Genomic DNA, 17,277 nt, shown 5'->3' with positions numbered 1-17,277 from the left:
TCATGGATGAGAAGGGGGGAGGCGGTGATTCCCCTGCTCAGCGGTCATGCGGGAGGCGGCAATGCGCTGGCGCTGCAGGTGGCGGCACTTCTGGGAGCGACCCCGGTGCTGACCACGGCCACGGACGTGAACGGGCAGTTCGCGGTGGATGTGTTTGCCCGGAAAAACGGATTGAAGATCCGGGAGAAGGCGCTGGCCAAGGAGGGTTTCTGCCCGGGTTTTACAGGGGGAGCGGCTGCCGGTGGTGGCGGAGATGCCGCTGTACGGAGACTGGCCCGGGGCGTTGTATAAAGAAGAAAAAACAGGAGCGATGTCTGAAAGGGCACGTCTGGAACAGCACAATCCAAACGTGTCAGGGGATGCACAAGCGGATGGAAAGAAATCTCCGCTGGGTATTTCTATCGGAAAAGACGGACAGAATAGATGGGAAAAGACGCTGCACCTGTATCCGGCCCAGTTGACAGCTGGAGTGGGCTGCCGGAGAGGAACATCAAAGGAAGCCATTCTGGAAGCCCTGCAGCAGGCCACAGCCCAGGTCGGGGGCTCGCTTATGGATATCCGTCTTGTGGCATCCATTGATCTGAAAGCAAAAGAGGCAGGGCTTCTGGAGGTTTGTCGGGAGATGGAAGTGCCGTTCCGGTGTTTTTCGGCGGAGGCGCTTTTGCAGGCAGAAGGGGAATTCACCCCGTCGCCTTTTGTGCAGGAGATCACCGGTGTGGACAATGTGTGCGAGCGGGCGGCAGTGACAGGCAGTGAAGGCGGAGCCCTTGTTTTGAAAAAAGCAGGTGTTTTCCGGGGTAACAGTGGCATTGGCAAAAGGAAGGCAGGAGATTTGGTTTTGACCGGAGAGGTTTTGATTTTTGCGGGAACGACAGAGGGAAGAGAGCTGGTAAATTATTGCCGGAAGGAAGGCATCATGGCGGAGGTGGTGGTGGCCACCGACTACGGGAAAGAGCTGATCGAGGAATCCGGCGGCATACGGGTGTCTGCGGGGCGGCTGGACGAGGCACATATGGTGCAGAAAATGCAGGAAAATGCCTTTGATCTGGTGCTGGATGCCACACATCCTTATGCCAGAGAGGCCAGCGACAACATCCGGCGGGCGGCGGCAGAGACGTCGGTGCCTTATTTACGGGTGTGTCGGCGGGAATCTGATGCCTCCGACGGCGTCCATGTGGGCAGCGTGGAGGAAGCGGTGGACTTTCTTTCCCATACGAAGGGCAATGTGCTGGCGGTGACCGGCAGCAAGGAGCTTTCCAAATACCGGAAGCTGGCGGATTACCGCACCCGGGTGTACCCGCGGATCCTGCCTGACGCCCAGACCATCATGGATTGTATGGAGTTGGGCTTTGAACGGAAAAATCTGATCTGTATGCAGGGGCCCTTTTCTCAGGAGCTGAACGAGGCCATGTTGCACCAGACCAGCGCCAAATGGATGGTGACCAAGGAGGGCGGCCGGGAGGGCGGTTTCGATGAAAAAATGCGGGCTGCCAGACAGGCGGGGGCGCAGCTCATTGTGGTGGGACGACCTTCCCGGGAGGAAGGGTATTCCCTGCCCCAGATCTATGACTATCTGAAAAAATTTTATCACATCGGCGGCAGCCGCCACATCACGCTGGCGGGCATCGGTACGGGCAGTGAGCAGATGATGACCGGAGCGGTAAAAGAGGCCATCGTCCAGGCGGACGTGTGCATCGGCGCGGAGCGGATGCTGGAATGTGCCCGGGACTATTCCTGCAAGCTGTGGGCAGGCTACCAGCCGGATAAGGTGAAGGCTTATCTGGAGGAACACCCGGAATTTGAGCATATCTGCATCCTGCTGTCTGGAGATACGGGATTTTATAGCGGCGCGGCGAAGCTGCGGGAGGCATTGCTGCCGCTGGATGCGCACCTGACGATTTTGCCGGGCATTTCCAGCCTGTCCTATCTGGCATCCCGGCTGCATGTGGATTACGAGCAGGTGTGCCCGGTGAGCCTCCATGGAAGAACGGGCAATCTGGTGGCCTGCGTGGACAGTCATCCGGCGGTATTTGTGCTGCTGAGCGGGCAGGACAGCGTGCACGCCATGTGCCAGGAACTGATGGAATACGGGCTGTCCCGGGTAAAGATCGCCGTGGGTCAGCGGCTTTCCTACCCGGATGAGCAGATCACCGTGGGCACGCCGGAGGAGTTGGTGAAGGATCATTTCAAAGATCTGTGTGCGGCACTCATCGAAAATGACGATTTCGACCGCCATCCTGCAGCTTCCATTCCGGATGAAGCATGGATCCGGGGCGAGGTACCCATGACGAAGGAAGAGGTGCGGATCCTGTCGTTGTCCCGGCTGCGGCTGACCGAGGACAGCGTGCTGTATGATATCGGCGCAGGAACCGGCTCCGTGTCGGTGGAGGCAGCCCGCCGGGCACACCGGGGAACGGTGTATGCCATCGAGCAGAAAGCGGACGCGGTGGAGCTGATCCGCAAAAATAAGAAAAAATTCCGCACGCCCAACGTGGAGACGGTGTACGGAAAAGCCCCTGCCGCCATGGAAGCGCTGCCGGTGCCCACCCATGCCTTTATCGGCGGCAGCAGCGGCCAGCTGAAAGAGATTCTGACGCTTTTGCTGGAAAAAAATCCAAAGATCCACATTGTGGTCAATGCGATCACGCTGGAAACCGTGGCGGAGATGACCCGGTGCTGCCGGGAACTGCCGCTGAAGGATTTTGCGGCCACACTGGTGCAGACGGCCCGTTCCCGGGCTGTGGGTTCCAGCCATCTCATGACCGGCGGTAATCCCGTGTATATCATGAGCTGCCAGGGCGATGCGAAGGACGGATGGCAGGCAAAAATGCAGACAACGGAAGAACCAGAATACCTGACCGAAGAGGCCTATGGAGATGGTGAATCACCGGATACGAAAAATGAAAATGAGATGTGGCATACAGATGAACAGGGATGGGTAGAGGACGTGTCTGAAAACGCGCAGGAAAAGTCGTGGAATGGCGGAAGATTTTATGGAGAAAAACGATGAAGGCCCTGCGGCTGATGCTGGCCGGGATTTCCAGCGGCAGCGGGAAAACGCTGGTGACCTGCGGCCTGCTGGCTGCCTGGAAAAAAGCGGGATATCGGGTGCAGGCCTTTAAATGCGGCCCGGATTACATCGACCCCATGTTTCACCGGACGGTGCTGGAGACGGACAGCTGCAATCTGGATCCCTGGTTCCTGGATCATCAGGCATTGAGAAAATTACTGGCTTTTCGCTGCCGGGAGAAGGATGTGGCGGTGTTGGAGGGCGTCATGGGGTACTATGACGGGCTTGGCGGCACCAGCGACCGGGCCAGCTCCTACGAGGTGGCGGCGGCCACGGACACACCGGTGGTGCTTGTGGTGCCAGGCCGGGGGATGAGTAAATCTCTCGTACCCCTCATCAAAGGTTTTGTACAATACCGGCCGGACAGCCACATCGCCGGTGTGATCTTGAACCGGATCAGCAAAGGGATGTATCCGCTGCTGAAACAGATGGTGGAGGAAGAACTGGCAGAGGCAAATGGCGGCAAGGGCATCCGGGTGTTGGGCTATGTGCCGGAGCTGACAGATCCCTTCCTGGCAGGGCGGCATCTGGGGCTGGTGCTGCCGGAGGAGATCCCAGAGGTGCAGACGCAGATGGAAAAACTGGGGGCGCTTCTTGCGGAAACCCTAGATCTGCCGGGACTGCTGGCGCTGGCACAGACGGCGCCGGAGGTGGAGGCATCAGTGGTGGAGAGGCCAATGGTGGAGATATCAGCGGCAAAGACTCCAGCGGCAGGAACACCAGTACCAAAGGAAGATCGCGTGCGACAGAAAAGAGAAATGTCGGGCAAGGTGGAAGCGCATGTCCGTATTGGTGTGGCCCGGGATGAGGCGTTCTGTTTTCTGTACCCGGAAAATTTACAGATTCTGGAAAGCTTTGGCGCAGAGCTGGTCTATTTTTCTCCATTGCGGGATGATAAACTACCGGAAAACATCCAGGGGCTGCTGCTTTGCGGCGGCTACCCGGAGCTGCACGGAAAAGAACTGGAAAACAACATATCTATGCGGCAGTCCATCCGGGAGCGTCTTCTGGAGGGGATGCCCTGTCTGGCGGAGTGCGGCGGTTTCCTGTATCTGCTGGACGGCCTGACAGATGCAGAAGGAAAGCGCTGGAACATGGTGGGAGCGTTGGCGGGAGAAGCTGTTCCGAAAGGGAAGCTGGTACGTTTCGGGTATGTGGAAGTGACTGCCCGGGAAGATACACCATTTCTGCCTGCGGGACAGTCCATCCGGGCCCATGAGTTCCACTACTGGGACACCAACGACAACGGCGATATGTTTCAGGCAGTGAAAGCCTCGGGAAAAGGCCACTGGCCCTGCATGCGGCAGGAACAGCAGATTCTGGCGGGATTTCCTCATTTATACTATGGTTCCAACCCGGAGCTGGCCGGAAATTTCGTGAAAGGTTGTTTTCAGTGGCAAGAGAGATGCGCAGGAAAACAGGTCGCGGAATGCCATCGGAAGATGCTGACGGGAATGGTCGGATGCGTTGGTGCAATGGTTTTGGAAGGACAGGCAGATGAAAGTTTGGAAGGACAACAAACAGAAAGATAAAAAAACGCTGACAGTGGTGGTTGGCGGCAGCGGCAGTGGGAAGTCCGCCTTTGCGGAGCAGATTTTGTGCGGACTTCCTGCAAGGCAGCGGTTTTATGTGGCGTCCATGGAGCCCTATGGCGAGGAAGGAGCCAGAACCATTGCCAGACATCAGGCGCTCCGGGCGGGCAAAGGCTTTGCCACCGTGGAAAAATACCGGGACGTGGGAACGCTTTCTTTTCCAATCGACAGTGCAGTACTGCTGGAATGTCTTTCCAATCTGGCGGCCAACGAGCTGTTTGGCGGCCCGGTGGAGCTTACAGAAGAAAATGCCGCCGCGTTGACAGAGAAAACGGCGGATAAGATCACGGCGGATTTGTTCCGGCTGCGGGAAAACTGCGGACATCTGGTGTTGGTGACCAATGACATTTTTGCGGACCGGGACGGGGAGACAACCCTGGTGCAGGCGTATAAACAGGTGCTGGGAACGGTGAACTGCCGGATGGCCGCGGCGGCGGATACGGTCATTGAGGTGACTGCCGGGATCGCGGATGTGTGGAAAGGCGCAGAAAGGAGAAGTGCAGACTATGAATGTGTGGAGTAGTTTTCTCATTGCATTTTCCATGTATTCCCGGCTGCTGGTGCCGCGGACGGACTGGACGAAGGAACATATGCGGTACGTGATGTGCTTTTTCCCCCTGGTGGGAACGGTGCTGGGTGCCCTGTTTCTGGTGCTGTGGAAGATCTGTGAGTTGCTGGGTCTGGGAACGGCGCTGACGGCGGTGCTGCTGACGCTGCTGCCTGTGGCGGTCACCGGCGGTATTCATATGGACGGGCTCATGGATACCATGGACGCTCTAAGTTCCTGGCAGCCCATGGAGAAAAAGCTGGAGATTTTGAAAGACTCCCGGGCAGGCGCTTTTGCGGTGCTGTCCTGTGGCTGTTATCTGTTGCTGTCCTGTGGCCTTTATGTGGAAATTCTGGAAAAACAGATGGGCGCGATGCAAAATTTCTCCGACAGCCGAAAGTTGTTTGTGCTGGCGCTGGGCTTTACGGTGAGCCGGGCGCTGTCCGGGCTTTCGGTGCTTACCTTTCCCTGTGCCAAAAACAGCGGCCTGGCGGCTTCTTTTTCCGATGCGGCGGTGAAAAAGACCGGCATATGGGCCATGGCCGGGTATCTGCTTTGTTGTGCGGCGGGGATGCTGTGGCTGGACGCTCGGTGTGCTGCCTGCATGTGGGCGGCAGCGGCAGTCTGTTTTTTCTATTATAAAAGGATGAGCCGGAAAGAATTCGGCGGCATCACCGGGGATCTGGCGGGATTTTTTCTGCAGATCTGCGAGCTTGCCATGGCGGCGGCTTGGCTGGTAGGCAGCCATCTGTAAAAACAGGTATGTTTCTCTTGTTATCGGGAGATAGAAGCGCGGATGATGGGGATGGAAAAATAATTGGAACAGGAGCGGGATCGAAAAATGAAGCTTACAACACTATGCTATCTGATCAAAGACGGCCAATGGCTGATGTTATATCGAAATGCCGGAAAACAGGACGGCAACGAAGGAAAATGGATCGGCGTGGGCGGCCATTTTGAGGAAGGGGAAAGCCCGGAGGAATGTATGCTTCGGGAAGTCCGGGAGGAAACGGGGCTGACGCTGACCTCCCATGTTTTTCGCGGTATTGTCACCTTTGTCTCAGATTGTCAGGAAACGGAATACATGTTTCTGTACACAGCGGGCGGCTGGAAAGGGACGTTGGGCGCCTGCGACGAGGGGACACTGAGCTGGGTGCCGGAAGCTCAGGTCATGAACCGACCGCTGTGGGAAGGTGACCGGGTATTTTTGCGGTTGCTGCAGACGGACGCACCTTTCTTTTCTCTGAAACTGGTGTATCACGGGGAACAGCTGGTGGAGGGAATCTTAGACGGAAATCCATTGGCGCTGTGAAAAGTAATATAAAAGGAGACAGAAAATGAAATTTGTATTCGGCGGCAGTTTTCAGGGAAAGCTGGATTTTGTGGCGGAGCAGCTGGTACAGGAAGGAAAAATTCCACAGAAAGCGCAGATTTCTGCGTTGACAGCGGAGGGAGAAATCTGCGCTTGGGAGGATTTCTTTGCAAAGCCGGTGATCCATCATCTGGAGCAGGCAATCTGGCGGGGCATGGCAGAAGAGCAGGATCCGTATGCTTTCGTGGAAGAACTGCTGCACCAAAATCCCGACGTCTGGATCATCATGGATGAAGTGGGAAGCGGCATTGTGCCGCTGGATGCCGATATCCGCCGCTGGCGGGAAACGGTGGGCCGGATCAGCTGTCTGCTTTCTCAGGAGGCCACGGATGTTTATCGGGTGCTGTGCGGCATCCCCCGGTGCCTGAAAAAGGAGGGCGTCTATGTTTCAAATTGATCTGATCCGTCATGGCCGGACGAAGGGGAACGAGGAGCGCCGATACGTGGGAAGAACCGATGAGGGACTTTCCCCGGCGGGCAGGCTGGAACTCTGTAAAATACGGGAGTACCTGGATGGCGCGGAGCGCAGCGGAGACAATCTGGACAGTGAAAAGCGTGCGTGCAGTGGGAATGATCCGGATGGTAAAAAGTGGGAATGCAGTGGAAGTGACTTGGATAGTGAAAAACACGAGTGCAGCCGAGCTGGCCGGTATCGGAGAAGCACACGCCAGAATGCATTGCCGGATGTTGTGTTTCAAAGTCCCCTGCGCCGCTGTCAGGAGAGCGCGGATATCCTATTCCCGGGTATCCCACAGCTTATAATCCCGGAATTCCGGGAAACGGATTTTGGAGACTTTGAGTATCACACCTACGAAGAATTAAAAGACGATACCGCGTATCGGGCATGGATCGCCAGCGGCGGGCAGACCGGCTGTCCAGGCGGTGAGAGCACAGATCAGGTGAAGACGAGGATACAGGCTGGGTGGGGCATTCTTTGTCGAAAAATGAAAAGAAAAATGACGAAGTACCATATGACTGATGATATGAAAGCAATGTGTAGAGATGTTGCGCAAAACACAGAAAGTGGTAAAGTAAAATCAGGATACGACATCGCAGATTCCGTTATGCCGGACAGAGATACCAGGATATATCGCGGAGAAGGCGGTAACGGATCGGACGGCGGAGCATTGCATTCCTGCGTTTTGCTGGCCCACGGCGGAACGATCATGGAGCTTTTATCCCGCTACGGGGAACCGAAGAAGGACTACTACGACTGGCAGACGGCCTGCGGCCATGGCTATCGCTGCCTGTGGGACGACAGGACAAAACGGCTGCTGGTACAGGGGGTATGGCCGCCCACTGGTGAAAGAAAAGAGGAGAAACAACACTTATGAGAATCCTGTGGATTGCAGTAATTGCTGCTATTTTGGATCTGCTGCTGGGCGATCCATTGTGGATGCCCCATGTGGTACGGCTGCTGGGTACCGTGATCGGCGGACTGGATCGGTATCTTCGGTCGCTGACTGACCGCCTGCCGGAGGAAGCCGACCGTAAACAGATGGAGCGGCTGTGCGGTATTTTGCTGTGCATTCTTGTGCTGGGCAGTACCTGGGTGGTATGGACAGTATTGCGGGCGGTGCTGTACCGGATTTCCACCTGGCTGGGCTTTGCGGCGGAGTGTTTTCTGGCGTATCAGCTGCTGGCCATGCGGTGTCTGCGAAAAGAGAGCATAAAGGTGTACCATGCGCTGGCTGCCGGGGATGTGGAGCTGGCCCGGCACAATCTTTCCATGATCGTGGGCCGGGACACGGCAGTGCTTTCCCGGGAAGGAATCATCCGGGCGGACGTGGAGACGGTTGCGGAAAATATGTCCGACGGGGTGGTGGCACCGCTGTTTTTCCTGTTTCTGGGAGGGACGCTCCCCATGCTGCTGTACAAAGCGGTGAATACTATGGATTCCATGGTGGGTTATCGAAATGAAACATATCAGTATTTTGGTACCTGTGCGGCAAGATTGGATGATGTGCTGAATTTTATCCCTTCCCGGCTGTCCGGACTTTTGCTGGTGGCGGCATCCTGGCTTTGTCGGATGGATGGCGCCGATGCCTGGCAGATGTTCAAACGGGATCGGAAAAAACATGCCAGCCCCAATTCGGCCCAGACCGAGGCGGCCATGGCGGGAGCGCTTGGTGTCACTTTGGGTGGGGATGCCTGGTATTTTGGTGTGCTTCATCACAAAGAAACACTGGGGGAGGCAAAACGATCTCCGGAGGATGCGGATATCAAAAGAGCCAACCGGCTCATGGCGGTGGGCTGCGTGCTGGCTTTTCTGTTGTTTGCGGCGGTTCGTTTTTTGCTGACACAGAGAACGGTAAATCTACTGTAAAGTGAGGCGAGAAAAGAATCAGGCAACCATTTTGGTTCAAAGAAAGATTACTTTCTAAAAATGGAAGTTTGAGGAAAATATGCCAGGGGAAGATGAGAAAGGAGCCTTCAAAATGGAACAGGGAAAGCTACATATCTACTGCGGGGACGGCAAAGGCAAGACCACGGCGGCTGCGGGACTGGCGCTCCGCTGTGCGGGCAGCTGCCGCAAAGTGGTGTTCGTGCAGTTTTTGAAGGATGGCACTTCCTCGGAAATAAAGATTCTGCGGCAGATTCCCGGCATCGAGGTGCTGACCTGCCCGGAAAATTTCGGTTTCACCTTTCGGATGACGGAGGAGACGAGAGCGCGGGCAGCTGCCGCTTATCAGGCGCTGTTTGACCGGGCGGTGCGTCGGGCGGAAGAAGTGCAGGCGGATCTTCTGGTGCTGGACGAGAGCATCGGCGCCTATCAGGCCATGCTGCTGGATCCCAGAGCGGTACGGACGTTTCTCTGTGAAAAACCGGCGCATCTGGAGGTGGTGCTCACCGGCAGAGATCCGGGAGAAGAACTGCTGGGGCTGGCCGATTACGTGACAGAAATGCGCTGTATCCGACACCCTTACGCCCAGGGATTACCGGCCCGGGAAGGGATAGAATATTGATAAGTAAGGGATAGAAAGAAATCAGACGATACAGAGACTATACGCAGACCTGCTCATGTCTGGAAACAGAGACAAAGAGAGCAGATAACAGAAGAAAAAAAGAAGATGACAATATAGAGGGAAGGTGCAAGGATGGAAATTACCTACATTGGCCACAGCGGCTTTCTCGTAGAACTGGAAGACCGCTGCCTGTTATTTGATTATTACCAGGGAGAAATCCCGCCGGTGGCGTTTTCCAGGCCGTTATACGTGTTTGTGAGCCACAGGCATCAGGATCACTACAACCGGGCGGTGCTGGATTTCCGAAGGGAAGGCCGGGATGTGACTTATATTTTCTCGGGAGATATTATGACGGGAAAGAAGGCGGAAGCCAACGGCATCCTGCGCATGCGGGCAGGGGATGAGAAGGAGATCGACGGCATGCATGTGTGGACACTGCGCTCCACGGATGTGGGGGTGGCCTTTGTGGTGGAGATCGGCGGAAAACGGCTGTATCACGCGGGAGATCTGAACTGGTGGCACTGGGAAGGAGAATCTGAGGCTGAGAACCGGCAGATGGAAAAGGATTACAAGCGGGAGATCGGCAGGCTGGAAGGGCTGCCCATCGATGCGGCTTTTGTGGTGCTGGATCCCCGGCAGGAGAACGCCTTTGCCGTGGGCTTCGACTGGTTTATGCGGCACACGGACACCCGGCAGGTATTTCCCATGCACCAGTGGGGCGATTACGGGATCACGGAAAAACTGTGCGGGATGGAGCTGTCTGCACCTTACCGGCAAAAAATACGCCCGATCCACGGACCGGGCGAGAAATTTCAGATATAAAGGCATGGAACTGCATTAAGCCAGCTGTCTCTGCATCTCTGATGTGATGTCCGATGGCCGCATGGGTTCAAAACCCGCACTCTGATAGAAGCGGATGAGCTGCCGTCGGGTCATGAGCGTGTGATTTTTGCCGCCCAGCCAGGTGTACAGGCGGAAATATTCCAGCGGATTGCGGCTCTCAGGCAGGAACGGGAGTGGCTTCAGATGAATCTCGTCTTCTCCCTCGGCAATCTGGATCTGGGAATAATAATCGAGGATCGTGCGGCCGATGCCGCAGCCCTGGAAATGCGGCATCACGTAAAACAGTTCAATATACGTCTGTTTGTCAGGATCCTTTCTTCCGCGGACGGTAGCGATCAGGTAGGATTTCCCTGAGGTCTGGTTGATCAGTGTCACACTCAGAATCTTATCGTGATATGTGCAGATAATTCTGTACGGCACATGAATAATTCCCTTCAGGGCATCTGTTAAATATTTTTCCAGTTTACTGAGCCATTGTTCTTTCATAGAAACCCCTCTTTCCTATTGGTGAATGAGGCTTGTAATATTGCCTTATTTCTATTATTATTATAACATGAAAATTGTAAAAAACCACTAGTAAAGTTAAGATTCGTTAAAATAACGTTAAGAAAATTTAACACATAAATTTAAACGTTATTAAAAGTAAAACAACGGAATTAACAGAAAATTTTAAGGAAAAGAAAGTTGAGACAAAATTTATGAAAGTAAAGCTGTATACAGATGGGGCTGCAAGAGGCAATCCGGACGGCCCGGGAGGTTATGGAGCCGTGCTTGTTTATGTGGATCCGAAGGGGGTGGCCCACGAGAAAGAACTGTCCGGCGGATACCGGCGGACGACCAACAACCGGATGGAGCTGATGGGAGTGATTGCCGGTCTGGAAGCACTGAACCGACCGTGTGAGGTGGAGGTGATCTCCGATTCCAAATACGTGGTGGATGCGTTCAATCAACACTGGGTAGACAGCTGGCTGAAAAAGGGCTGGAAACGGGGAAAAAATGAGCCTGTAAAAAATGTGGATCTGTGGCAGAGGCTGCTGGCGGCAAAGGCACCCCATCAGGTGACGTTTTTCTGGGTGAAGGGTCATGCGGGACACGAATACAATGAGCGGTGCGACCATCTGGCCACCTCGGCGGCAGATGGGGAGGAGCTTCCGCTGGATCCCGGCATGCCATAATTTTTTGAGATGTAAGCAGAAAATAAAGAGATGATGACATAAAATGCAAGGGAATGGTTGCTGATTTCATGAATTTTATGATACATTATAAGAAAGCAGTATCGAAAGAAATGGAGACAGAGAAGAAATGGCAAGTGGAAAGATAGAAAACGGAAAAGAAACGTTGGTGGATACCGTCTATGAGCAGATCCGAAGGGACATTGTGGGGCATGTGCTTTTACCGGGACAGAAGCTCAAGACGAAGGAGCTGTCCGCCCGTTACGGCGTCAGTGAGACACCGGTGAAGCTGGCACTGAACCGGCTCTGCACGGAGCACGTCATTGACAATTATCCGAGACAGGGCATGAAGGTACATGAATTTTCCCCGGATGAAGCAGGAGAGATTTTTGATATCCGCAGGATGATGGATCTCTACTATACAAAAGAAGTCATTGACACAGTGGCCAGCAACCGGATCTTCCAGGAAGAGATGCGAAAGAATGTGGAAGAACATCTGGAGATTGTGGCAGAGATCAGTGAAAATGCTTCCCTGGAGCAGTACCTGGAAAAAATACATGTATGACTATAAGTTTCATGAATTATATCTGAAATGTACCGGCAACCGGAAGATTCTGGATGTTTACAAGAGCATCAATCCTTTCGTATATTCCAATTATGTGTTCCACAGGCAGTCCCGGGAGAAGGATGTGGCCGGGGTGATGGAGCACCGTCAGATGCTGGATGCTATCTGTGAAAAGGATGAACAGGCACTGAAGATTGCCATCAATACCCATTATGATAATTCAAAGAAGACGATCATGCGGGTGTTGAAGGTGGAAAAACTGTTTTAACAGGCAGTGCTTGTATAATCTGTTTAGAATCAAGAAAATTGAACGGATTCTGTTGACAGAATGCCCAAAACAATTCTATAATAAAATTGAGTTTGATAAAGAAAAAAATTTTTTTTAAAGATTAAAAAATATTATAAAATAAAATGGTTGTAGAAAGGTTGAGGGAATATGAACATTTTGGTATTGGAAGCCAGTACCACATCAGCCAAGGCGATGCTGTATGATACAGACACCGGAAAATTTGATGTGAAATCGCGGGCGTACACCGGTAACTACGAAGATGTGACGATGCACAGGGCGGATAATGTCTATGAACAGATGATCGCTTTGGGAAGAGAAGTGGCAGCGGGCCATGAGATTTCCATGATTTCTCTGAGCGGGACCTGGCACAGCCTGTTCCTGTGCGATCAGGATATGAAGCCTGTGACACCGGTCTATCTATGGTCCTACACCGGGGCTGCAGAGGTGTGTAAGGAACTCCGGGAAGATCCGGAGTATGTAAAATGGTTTTACAATAAGACCGGATGTATGGTCAATGCCATCTATCCGTTCTTTAAGCTGCTTCTTCTGAAAAAGAAGGGCTATGATTTAAGCAGGCATTATGTATTCGGACAGGGTACATACAACAACTACCGGATGACCGGCAAGCGGATCATCACCGAGTGCCTGGCTTCCGGAACAGGACTTTTGAATACCCATACGAAAAAGTATGATCCGGAGATCCTGAAAGAGGCAGGCATCACCGAGGATCAGCTTTCTGGAGGTGATCGATTATAAGCATACGTATCCGTTGACGGCGGAGGCGGCAGCGGCGCTGGGTGTGAAGCCGGGGATCCCGGTTGTTCCTACCAGCTCCGACGGAGGCCTGAACCAGGTAGGCGTGGGTGCTTCCGTGGAGGGGGTAATGACCTTTTCTGTGGGAACGAGCGGTGCCATCCGTCTGACGACCGCACAGCCGGTACTGCCGGATCAGCCCAGCACCTGGTGCTACATGTCCCCCAAGGCATGGTTAAGCGGCGCTGCCACCAACGGCTGCTGCAACTGCATCGACTGGTATAAGGATCACGCTTTTGGTCAGGATGTTTCCTATGGAGAGATCGAGAAGGGCATCACCGACCGGGAGACGAACCCGGTATTCCTGCCGTTTCTGTTCGGTGAGCGCTGCCCCGGCTGGAATGATGAGAGAAAGGGCGGTTTTCTGGAGATCCTGCCGAAACACAAGGCCAATGATCTCTATCTGGCAGTACAGGAGGGCGTCCTTTTCAACCTGTACCACTGCTACAAGATGCTGACGAAGGTGAATGAACCGCCAAAACGGATCAAGTTTTCCGGCGGTATCCTGCATTCTCCGGCATGGGCACAGATGTGTGCAGATATTTTCCAGAAGGATCTGGAGGTGGACGATAACGAGCAGGGCTCCCTGCTTGGCGGTGCAGTGCTGGCTATGGAACTGGCTGGCGTGATCGGTGATGTACGGGATTTTGACCCCGCACCGGCGAAGATCATCCATCCAAACCCTGAGATGGCAGATTTTTATGAGAAAAAATTCCAAAGATACCTGAAATGCTATGAAGCAGGCTGCTGATGGGGCAAATGTTTAATTGCGGGTAATATTTTAATTAATATAAACCAATAAAAATCAAATGGAGGAAGAGAAAAATGGATGTAAACAAGAAAATCGAAGAGCTGAAACTGGTTCCTGTTGTGGTACTTCAGGATGCAAAGGATGCAGTGCCGCTGGCAAAAGCACTGATCGCAGGCGGACTTCCGGTTGCTGAGGTAACCTTCCGTACCGCGGCTGCAGCAGATTCCATCAAGGCAATCTCCGAGGCATGCCCTGAGATGCTCGTTGGTGCAGGTACCGTAACCAACCTGGAGCAGGCAAAGAAGGCAAAAGAGGCCGGAGCAAAGTTCATCGTTACTCCTGGATTCTCCAAAACAGTTACCGAGTTTGCAGTAGAGAACAATATTCCGGTATTCCCGGGCGTATGCACCCCTACTGAGATCATGATGGTAATGGAGTACAACCTTCCGGTTGTAAAATTCTTCCCGGCATCTCAGTACGGCGGACTGGCTACCATCAAGGCACTTTCCGGCCCGTTCCCGTCCTTAAGATTCATGCCCACCGGCGGTGTAAACGCAGGCAACGTAAAGGAGTATCTGGCAAGCCCGAAGATCATCGCCTGCGGCGGCAGCTGGATGGTAAAAGAGAGCCTGATCAAGGAAGGCAAATTTGATGAGATCGAGAAACTGACCGCAGAGGCAGTTGCTCTTGTAAGAGAATAATATTTTGGAGGCACGGCATGAAAAATTGTGATATTGCGTTGTATGGTCTTGGCGTAATGGGAAGCAGCCTGGCAAAGAACATGATCCATCATGATTTCCGGGTAGCGGCTTACAGCAAAAGTGATGCAGAGCGAGCACGTTTTGCGGTGCCGGGCAAGGAGGATCATTACGCAGTGTGTGCGGATGTCCGGGAAATGGTTGAAAGCCTGAAAACACCGCGGATCATCTTTATGATGGTAACTGCGGGTCCGGCAGTGGACAGTGTCATTGCAGAGCTGGTTCCCTTTCTGGAACCGGGCGATGTGCTCATAGATGGCGGCAATTCCTATTTTAAGGATACTGCCCGCAGATATGAGGATCTGGAGCATAAGGGCATCTGTTTCCTCGGTGTCGGTGTATCCGGCGGTGAGAAGGGTGCACTTTACGGCCCCAGTATGATGGCAGGCGGAAGCCGGAAGGGCTGGGATGTATCCCGGCATATCCTGCAGACCATCGCAGCACACTGCGGGGAGGATTCCTGCTGTACGTATATTTCCAGAGAGGGTGCGGGGCATTATGTGAAAATGGTGCACAACGGCATTGAGTATGCGGTGCTGCAGCTCATCGCGGAGACGTACTATGTGATGAAGCACGGGTTACATCTGACCCATGAACAGATCACGGACATCTTCCGGGAGTGGAAGAGCAGCCGCCTCAATTCCTATCTGATCGACATCAGCGTCAGCGTCCTGGAAAAAAAATGGACGAGGACGGCACCCCTCTTGTGGAAAAAATTCTGGATGTTGCTGCCCAGAAGGGAACCGGCCGGTGGACACTGGAGGAATCCATTGCCCGCGGCGTATATATCCCGACAATCTTTGAGGCAGTGTTTGCCAGAAACTTTTCATCTGACAAGGCAGTCCGTAAAGAGGGCCATGAGAAGCTTTCTGCAACGGCAGTTCCGGTCGTCATGGATGACTGTGCAAAGAAGCTGGGAGATGCCCTGCTTCTGGCGATCATCGTAAGCTATGCCCAGGGTATGGCACTGATCGCAAAGGCATCTGATGAGAATGGCTGGGACATCGACCTGGCGGATCTGATCGGTGTGTGGAGAGCAGGCTGTATCATCCGCAGTGAGCTTTTGACAGAAGTAAAAGATTCCCTGAAAGAGAATGAGAAAAACCTCATTCTGACGGATACTTTCTCTTATATCGGTGATCTGGAGCCCGCTCTGCGGGAAACGGTCACCAGGGCAGAGAGCGCGGCGATTGCCGTTCCCGCTCTTGCTTCTGCGCTTCATTATTATGATTACTACCGCAGTGAGCAGATGCCGGTGAATTTCGTGCAGGCGCTGAGAGACTGCTTTGGCGCACATACCTATGAGAGAACCGACCGGGAAGGACACTTCCACACGGAGTGGGAGCAGGAGTAAAGGAGATTGCAAAATGGCAAAATATAAAGTTCTGGTTACCGCCAGATCATTTGGAACTGCTGACAGCAAAGCCCTGGAGCTGCTGGAAGCAAATGACTGCGAAGTAAAGAAACTGGTGGCTGCTGACGGCCCGATCCCGGAGCAGTTAAAGAAAGAGCTGCCGGAGGCAGACGCTGTCATCGCCGGCCTGGAGGACTATGATGAGGCACTCATCGCCTGTGGCAAGAACCTCAAGGTCATTTCCCGCTATGGCGTGGGATATGATAAGGTAGATGTGAAGGCAGCAGCAGCCCATGACGTGGCAGTGACCATTACCCCTGGTGCCAACGGGGATTCCGTGGCAGATATGGCAATGGCATTGATGCTGGACTGCGCAAGAAACGTGACAACTATGGATAACGGCATCAAGGCCAGAAACCAGGTTCGTCCTCAGGGACTGGAAATGTGGGAAAAGACCCTTGGCGTTGTCGGCGCAGGCCGGATCGGGAAAGGTGTTGCAAAGCGCTGCACCGGCTTTAACATGCGGATTCTGTGCTATGATCAGTATCAGGACGAGGCGTTTAAGAAAGAATGCGGCGCAGAGTATGTAGATCTGGATACCCTGATCAGGGAGTCTGATTTCATCACCATCCATTCTCCCCTGACGCCGGAGACCAGACATATGTTCGGTACCGCGCAGTTTAAGGCTATGAAAAACGAAGCGATTCTTGTCAATACAGCAAGAGGCGGTATTGTGGATGAGGATGCCCTGTATGAGGCTCTCGCATCAGGCGAGATCCGCGCAGCCGGCCTGGATGCTACTGTGGACGAGCCGCCGTATGACAGCCGTCTGTGCACACTTTCCAATTGCATCCTGACACCCCATGCAGGCGCAGCAACGAAAGAAGCCAGCAGCAAGATGAGTCTCATGGCAGCACAGAATGCAGTTGATGTGCTGACGAAGGGAAGCTGTAAATTTGAGGTAAAATAACCATATGCAACAAAAAAGCAGATGTTTATCGGGATAAACGCCTGAGAATGTCTGCTTTTTTACTTTTGGCGGAAATGATAAAATAAAATTTTTTATTTAGAAAAAAATATAGAAAATCTTAGATAATAATATTTTGGCTCTTTACAATTTGTCTATAATGGTGTATATATATTTATATCAAAAAATGCCAATTGTATGAAATTGACAAAGAACAA

20 protein-coding genes and 1 pseudogene are annotated in these 17,277 nt (G+C 53.3%); 20 read left to right on the top strand and 1 reads right to left on the bottom strand.

What is annotated here, in order from left to right; all coding sequences use genetic code 11:
• Nucleotides 1–6: 6 nt before the first annotated feature.
• The 11 genes from RJD28_10915 to RJD28_10865 all read left to right on the top strand — a co-directional run bounded on the left by RJD28_10915 (nucleotide 7) and on the right by RJD28_10865 (nucleotide 10,369).
• The gene (locus RJD28_10915) at nucleotides 7–291 is read left to right on the top strand and encodes a hypothetical protein (protein ID WNV56832.1); all 285 of its coding nucleotides are present in this window, start codon (nucleotides 7–9) and stop codon (nucleotides 289–291) included.
• A complete protein-coding gene (gene cobK / locus RJD28_10910; protein ID WNV56831.1) occupies nucleotides 242–3,010 on the top strand; it encodes a precorrin-6A reductase in 2,769 nt (922 codons plus the stop codon). Before RJD28_10915 ends, cobK begins: the two co-directional genes overlap by 50 nt.
• Nucleotides 3,007–4,602, top strand: coding sequence for a cobyrinate a,c-diamide synthase (locus tag RJD28_10905; GenBank protein ID WNV56830.1), 1,596 nt, complete (start codon nucleotides 3,007–3,009; stop codon nucleotides 4,600–4,602). The genes cobK and RJD28_10905 overlap by 4 nt, the downstream gene beginning before the upstream one ends.
• Nucleotides 4,568–5,185 (top strand): bifunctional adenosylcobinamide kinase/adenosylcobinamide-phosphate guanylyltransferase, encoded by a 618-nt coding sequence (locus tag RJD28_10900; protein ID WNV56829.1) that lies wholly within the window; start codon nucleotides 4,568–4,570, stop codon nucleotides 5,183–5,185. The genes RJD28_10905 and RJD28_10900 overlap by 35 nt, the downstream gene beginning before the upstream one ends.
• Nucleotides 5,169–5,963, top strand: a complete 795-nt coding sequence (locus tag RJD28_10895) for an adenosylcobinamide-GDP ribazoletransferase (GenBank protein WNV56828.1) — start codon at nucleotides 5,169–5,171, stop codon at nucleotides 5,961–5,963. Before RJD28_10900 ends, RJD28_10895 begins: the two co-directional genes overlap by 17 nt.
• A gap of 87 nt (nucleotides 5,964–6,050) precedes the next feature.
• Nucleotides 6,051–6,521, top strand: coding sequence for an 8-oxo-dGTP diphosphatase (locus RJD28_10890; GenBank protein WNV56827.1), 471 nt, complete (start codon nucleotides 6,051–6,053; stop codon nucleotides 6,519–6,521).
• A 25-nt stretch (nucleotides 6,522–6,546) separates the two neighbouring features.
• Nucleotides 6,547–6,978, top strand: a complete 432-nt coding sequence (locus RJD28_10885) for a bifunctional adenosylcobinamide kinase/adenosylcobinamide-phosphate guanylyltransferase (GenBank protein WNV56826.1) — start codon at nucleotides 6,547–6,549, stop codon at nucleotides 6,976–6,978.
• Nucleotides 6,965–7,915, top strand: coding sequence for a histidine phosphatase family protein (locus tag RJD28_10880; GenBank protein ID WNV56825.1), 951 nt, complete (start codon nucleotides 6,965–6,967; stop codon nucleotides 7,913–7,915). Before RJD28_10885 ends, RJD28_10880 begins: the two co-directional genes overlap by 14 nt.
• The gene (gene cbiB, locus RJD28_10875) at nucleotides 7,912–8,907 is read left to right on the top strand and encodes an adenosylcobinamide-phosphate synthase CbiB (GenBank protein WNV56824.1); all 996 of its coding nucleotides are present in this window, start codon (nucleotides 7,912–7,914) and stop codon (nucleotides 8,905–8,907) included. The genes RJD28_10880 and cbiB overlap by 4 nt, the downstream gene beginning before the upstream one ends.
• Nucleotides 8,908–9,019: 112 nt before the next feature.
• Entirely contained in the window at nucleotides 9,020–9,547 is a 528-nt protein-coding gene (locus RJD28_10870; protein WNV56823.1) for a cob(I)yrinic acid a,c-diamide adenosyltransferase, read from the top strand.
• A 132-nt stretch (nucleotides 9,548–9,679) separates the two neighbouring features.
• Nucleotides 9,680–10,369 (top strand): MBL fold metallo-hydrolase, encoded by a 690-nt coding sequence (locus tag RJD28_10865; protein WNV56822.1) that lies wholly within the window; start codon nucleotides 9,680–9,682, stop codon nucleotides 10,367–10,369.
• Between the two features lie 15 nt (nucleotides 10,370–10,384).
• Here RJD28_10865 and RJD28_10860 read toward each other — a convergent pair whose 3' ends face one another.
• On the bottom strand, nucleotides 10,385–10,876 hold the full coding sequence (locus RJD28_10860; protein ID WNV56821.1) for a GNAT family N-acetyltransferase: 492 nt from the start codon (nucleotides 10,874–10,876) through the stop codon (nucleotides 10,385–10,387).
• 212 nt (nucleotides 10,877–11,088) lie between these two features.
• On the opposite strand from RJD28_10860, the gene rnhA reads away from it, so the two are divergent.
• The 9 genes and pseudogenes from rnhA (at nucleotide 11,089) to RJD28_10815 (ending at nucleotide 17,062) form a co-directional block, all read left to right on the top strand.
• Entirely contained in the window at nucleotides 11,089–11,565 is a 477-nt protein-coding gene (rnhA, locus tag RJD28_10855) for a ribonuclease HI (GenBank protein ID WNV56820.1), read from the top strand.
• Between the two features lie 127 nt (nucleotides 11,566–11,692).
• Nucleotides 11,693–12,127, top strand: a complete 435-nt coding sequence (locus RJD28_10850) for a GntR family transcriptional regulator (protein ID WNV56819.1) — start codon at nucleotides 11,693–11,695, stop codon at nucleotides 12,125–12,127.
• Nucleotides 12,120–12,395, top strand: coding sequence for an FCD domain-containing protein (locus RJD28_10845; protein ID WNV56818.1), 276 nt, complete (start codon nucleotides 12,120–12,122; stop codon nucleotides 12,393–12,395). The genes RJD28_10850 and RJD28_10845 overlap by 8 nt, the downstream gene beginning before the upstream one ends.
• 168 nt (nucleotides 12,396–12,563) lie before the next feature.
• Nucleotides 12,564–13,172 carry an FGGY family carbohydrate kinase gene (locus RJD28_10840; protein WNV56817.1) on the top strand — a complete coding sequence of 203 codons (609 nt, stop codon included), beginning with the start codon at nucleotides 12,564–12,566 and terminating at the stop codon, nucleotides 13,170–13,172.
• Entirely contained in the window at nucleotides 13,159–13,980 is an 822-nt protein-coding gene (locus tag RJD28_10835) for an FGGY-family carbohydrate kinase (GenBank protein WNV56816.1), read from the top strand. The genes RJD28_10840 and RJD28_10835 overlap by 14 nt, the downstream gene beginning before the upstream one ends.
• 74 nt (nucleotides 13,981–14,054) lie before the next feature.
• On the top strand, nucleotides 14,055–14,681 hold the full coding sequence (gene eda, locus RJD28_10830) for a bifunctional 4-hydroxy-2-oxoglutarate aldolase/2-dehydro-3-deoxy-phosphogluconate aldolase (GenBank protein ID WNV56815.1): 627 nt from the start codon (nucleotides 14,055–14,057) through the stop codon (nucleotides 14,679–14,681).
• Between the two features lie 17 nt (nucleotides 14,682–14,698).
• A pseudogene (locus RJD28_10825) lies at nucleotides 14,699–15,370 on the top strand (NAD(P)-binding domain-containing protein).
• A gap of 50 nt (nucleotides 15,371–15,420) precedes the next feature.
• Nucleotides 15,421–16,092 carry a hypothetical protein gene (locus RJD28_10820; GenBank protein ID WNV56814.1) on the top strand — a complete coding sequence of 224 codons (672 nt, stop codon included), beginning with the start codon at nucleotides 15,421–15,423 and terminating at the stop codon, nucleotides 16,090–16,092.
• A gap of 13 nt (nucleotides 16,093–16,105) precedes the next feature.
• Complete coding sequence (locus RJD28_10815; GenBank protein ID WNV56813.1) at nucleotides 16,106–17,062, top strand: phosphoglycerate dehydrogenase; 957 nt, start codon at nucleotides 16,106–16,108, stop codon at nucleotides 17,060–17,062.
• The last annotated feature ends 215 nt before the right edge of the window (nucleotides 17,063–17,277 follow it).

It is taken from the genome of Oscillospiraceae bacterium NTUH-002-81 (genome assembly GCA_032620915.1).
GTDB lineage: Bacteria > Bacillota > Clostridia > Lachnospirales > Lachnospiraceae > JAGTTR01.
The sequence above is the reverse complement of the archived record's forward strand: the minus strand, read 5'-3'. Positions and strand labels throughout refer to the sequence as shown.

Excerpts from the sequence above, each read along its gene's own strand:
- RJD28_10915 (WNV56832.1), top strand. The coding sequence starts at position 7 with ATGAGAAGGGGGGAGGCGGTGATTCCCCTGCTCAGCGGTCATGCGGGA.
- RJD28_10905 (WNV56830.1), top strand. The coding sequence starts at position 3,007 with ATGAAGGCCCTGCGGCTGATGCTGGCCGGGATTTCCAGCGGCAGCGGG.
- RJD28_10900 (WNV56829.1), top strand. The coding sequence starts at position 4,568 with ATGAAAGTTTGGAAGGACAACAAACAGAAAGATAAAAAAACGCTGACA.
- RJD28_10895 (WNV56828.1), top strand. The coding sequence starts at position 5,169 with ATGAATGTGTGGAGTAGTTTTCTCATTGCATTTTCCATGTATTCCCGG.
- RJD28_10890 (WNV56827.1), top strand. The coding sequence starts at position 6,051 with ATGAAGCTTACAACACTATGCTATCTGATCAAAGACGGCCAATGGCTG.
- RJD28_10885 (WNV56826.1), top strand. The coding sequence starts at position 6,547 with ATGAAATTTGTATTCGGCGGCAGTTTTCAGGGAAAGCTGGATTTTGTG.
- RJD28_10880 (WNV56825.1), top strand. The coding sequence starts at position 6,965 with ATGTTTCAAATTGATCTGATCCGTCATGGCCGGACGAAGGGGAACGAG.
- cbiB (WNV56824.1), top strand. The coding sequence starts at position 7,912 with ATGAGAATCCTGTGGATTGCAGTAATTGCTGCTATTTTGGATCTGCTG.
- RJD28_10870 (WNV56823.1), top strand. The coding sequence starts at position 9,020 with ATGGAACAGGGAAAGCTACATATCTACTGCGGGGACGGCAAAGGCAAG.
- RJD28_10865 (WNV56822.1), top strand. The coding sequence starts at position 9,680 with ATGGAAATTACCTACATTGGCCACAGCGGCTTTCTCGTAGAACTGGAA.
- RJD28_10860 (WNV56821.1), bottom strand. The coding sequence starts at position 10,876 with ATGAAAGAACAATGGCTCAGTAAACTGGAAAAATATTTAACAGATGCC.
- rnhA (WNV56820.1), top strand. The coding sequence starts at position 11,089 with ATGAAAGTAAAGCTGTATACAGATGGGGCTGCAAGAGGCAATCCGGAC.
- RJD28_10850 (WNV56819.1), top strand. The coding sequence starts at position 11,693 with ATGGCAAGTGGAAAGATAGAAAACGGAAAAGAAACGTTGGTGGATACC.
- RJD28_10845 (WNV56818.1), top strand. The coding sequence starts at position 12,120 with ATGTATGACTATAAGTTTCATGAATTATATCTGAAATGTACCGGCAAC.
- RJD28_10840 (WNV56817.1), top strand. The coding sequence starts at position 12,564 with ATGAACATTTTGGTATTGGAAGCCAGTACCACATCAGCCAAGGCGATG.
- eda (WNV56815.1), top strand. The coding sequence starts at position 14,055 with ATGGATGTAAACAAGAAAATCGAAGAGCTGAAACTGGTTCCTGTTGTG.
- RJD28_10820 (WNV56814.1), top strand. The coding sequence starts at position 15,421 with ATGGACGAGGACGGCACCCCTCTTGTGGAAAAAATTCTGGATGTTGCT.
- RJD28_10815 (WNV56813.1), top strand. The coding sequence starts at position 16,106 with ATGGCAAAATATAAAGTTCTGGTTACCGCCAGATCATTTGGAACTGCT.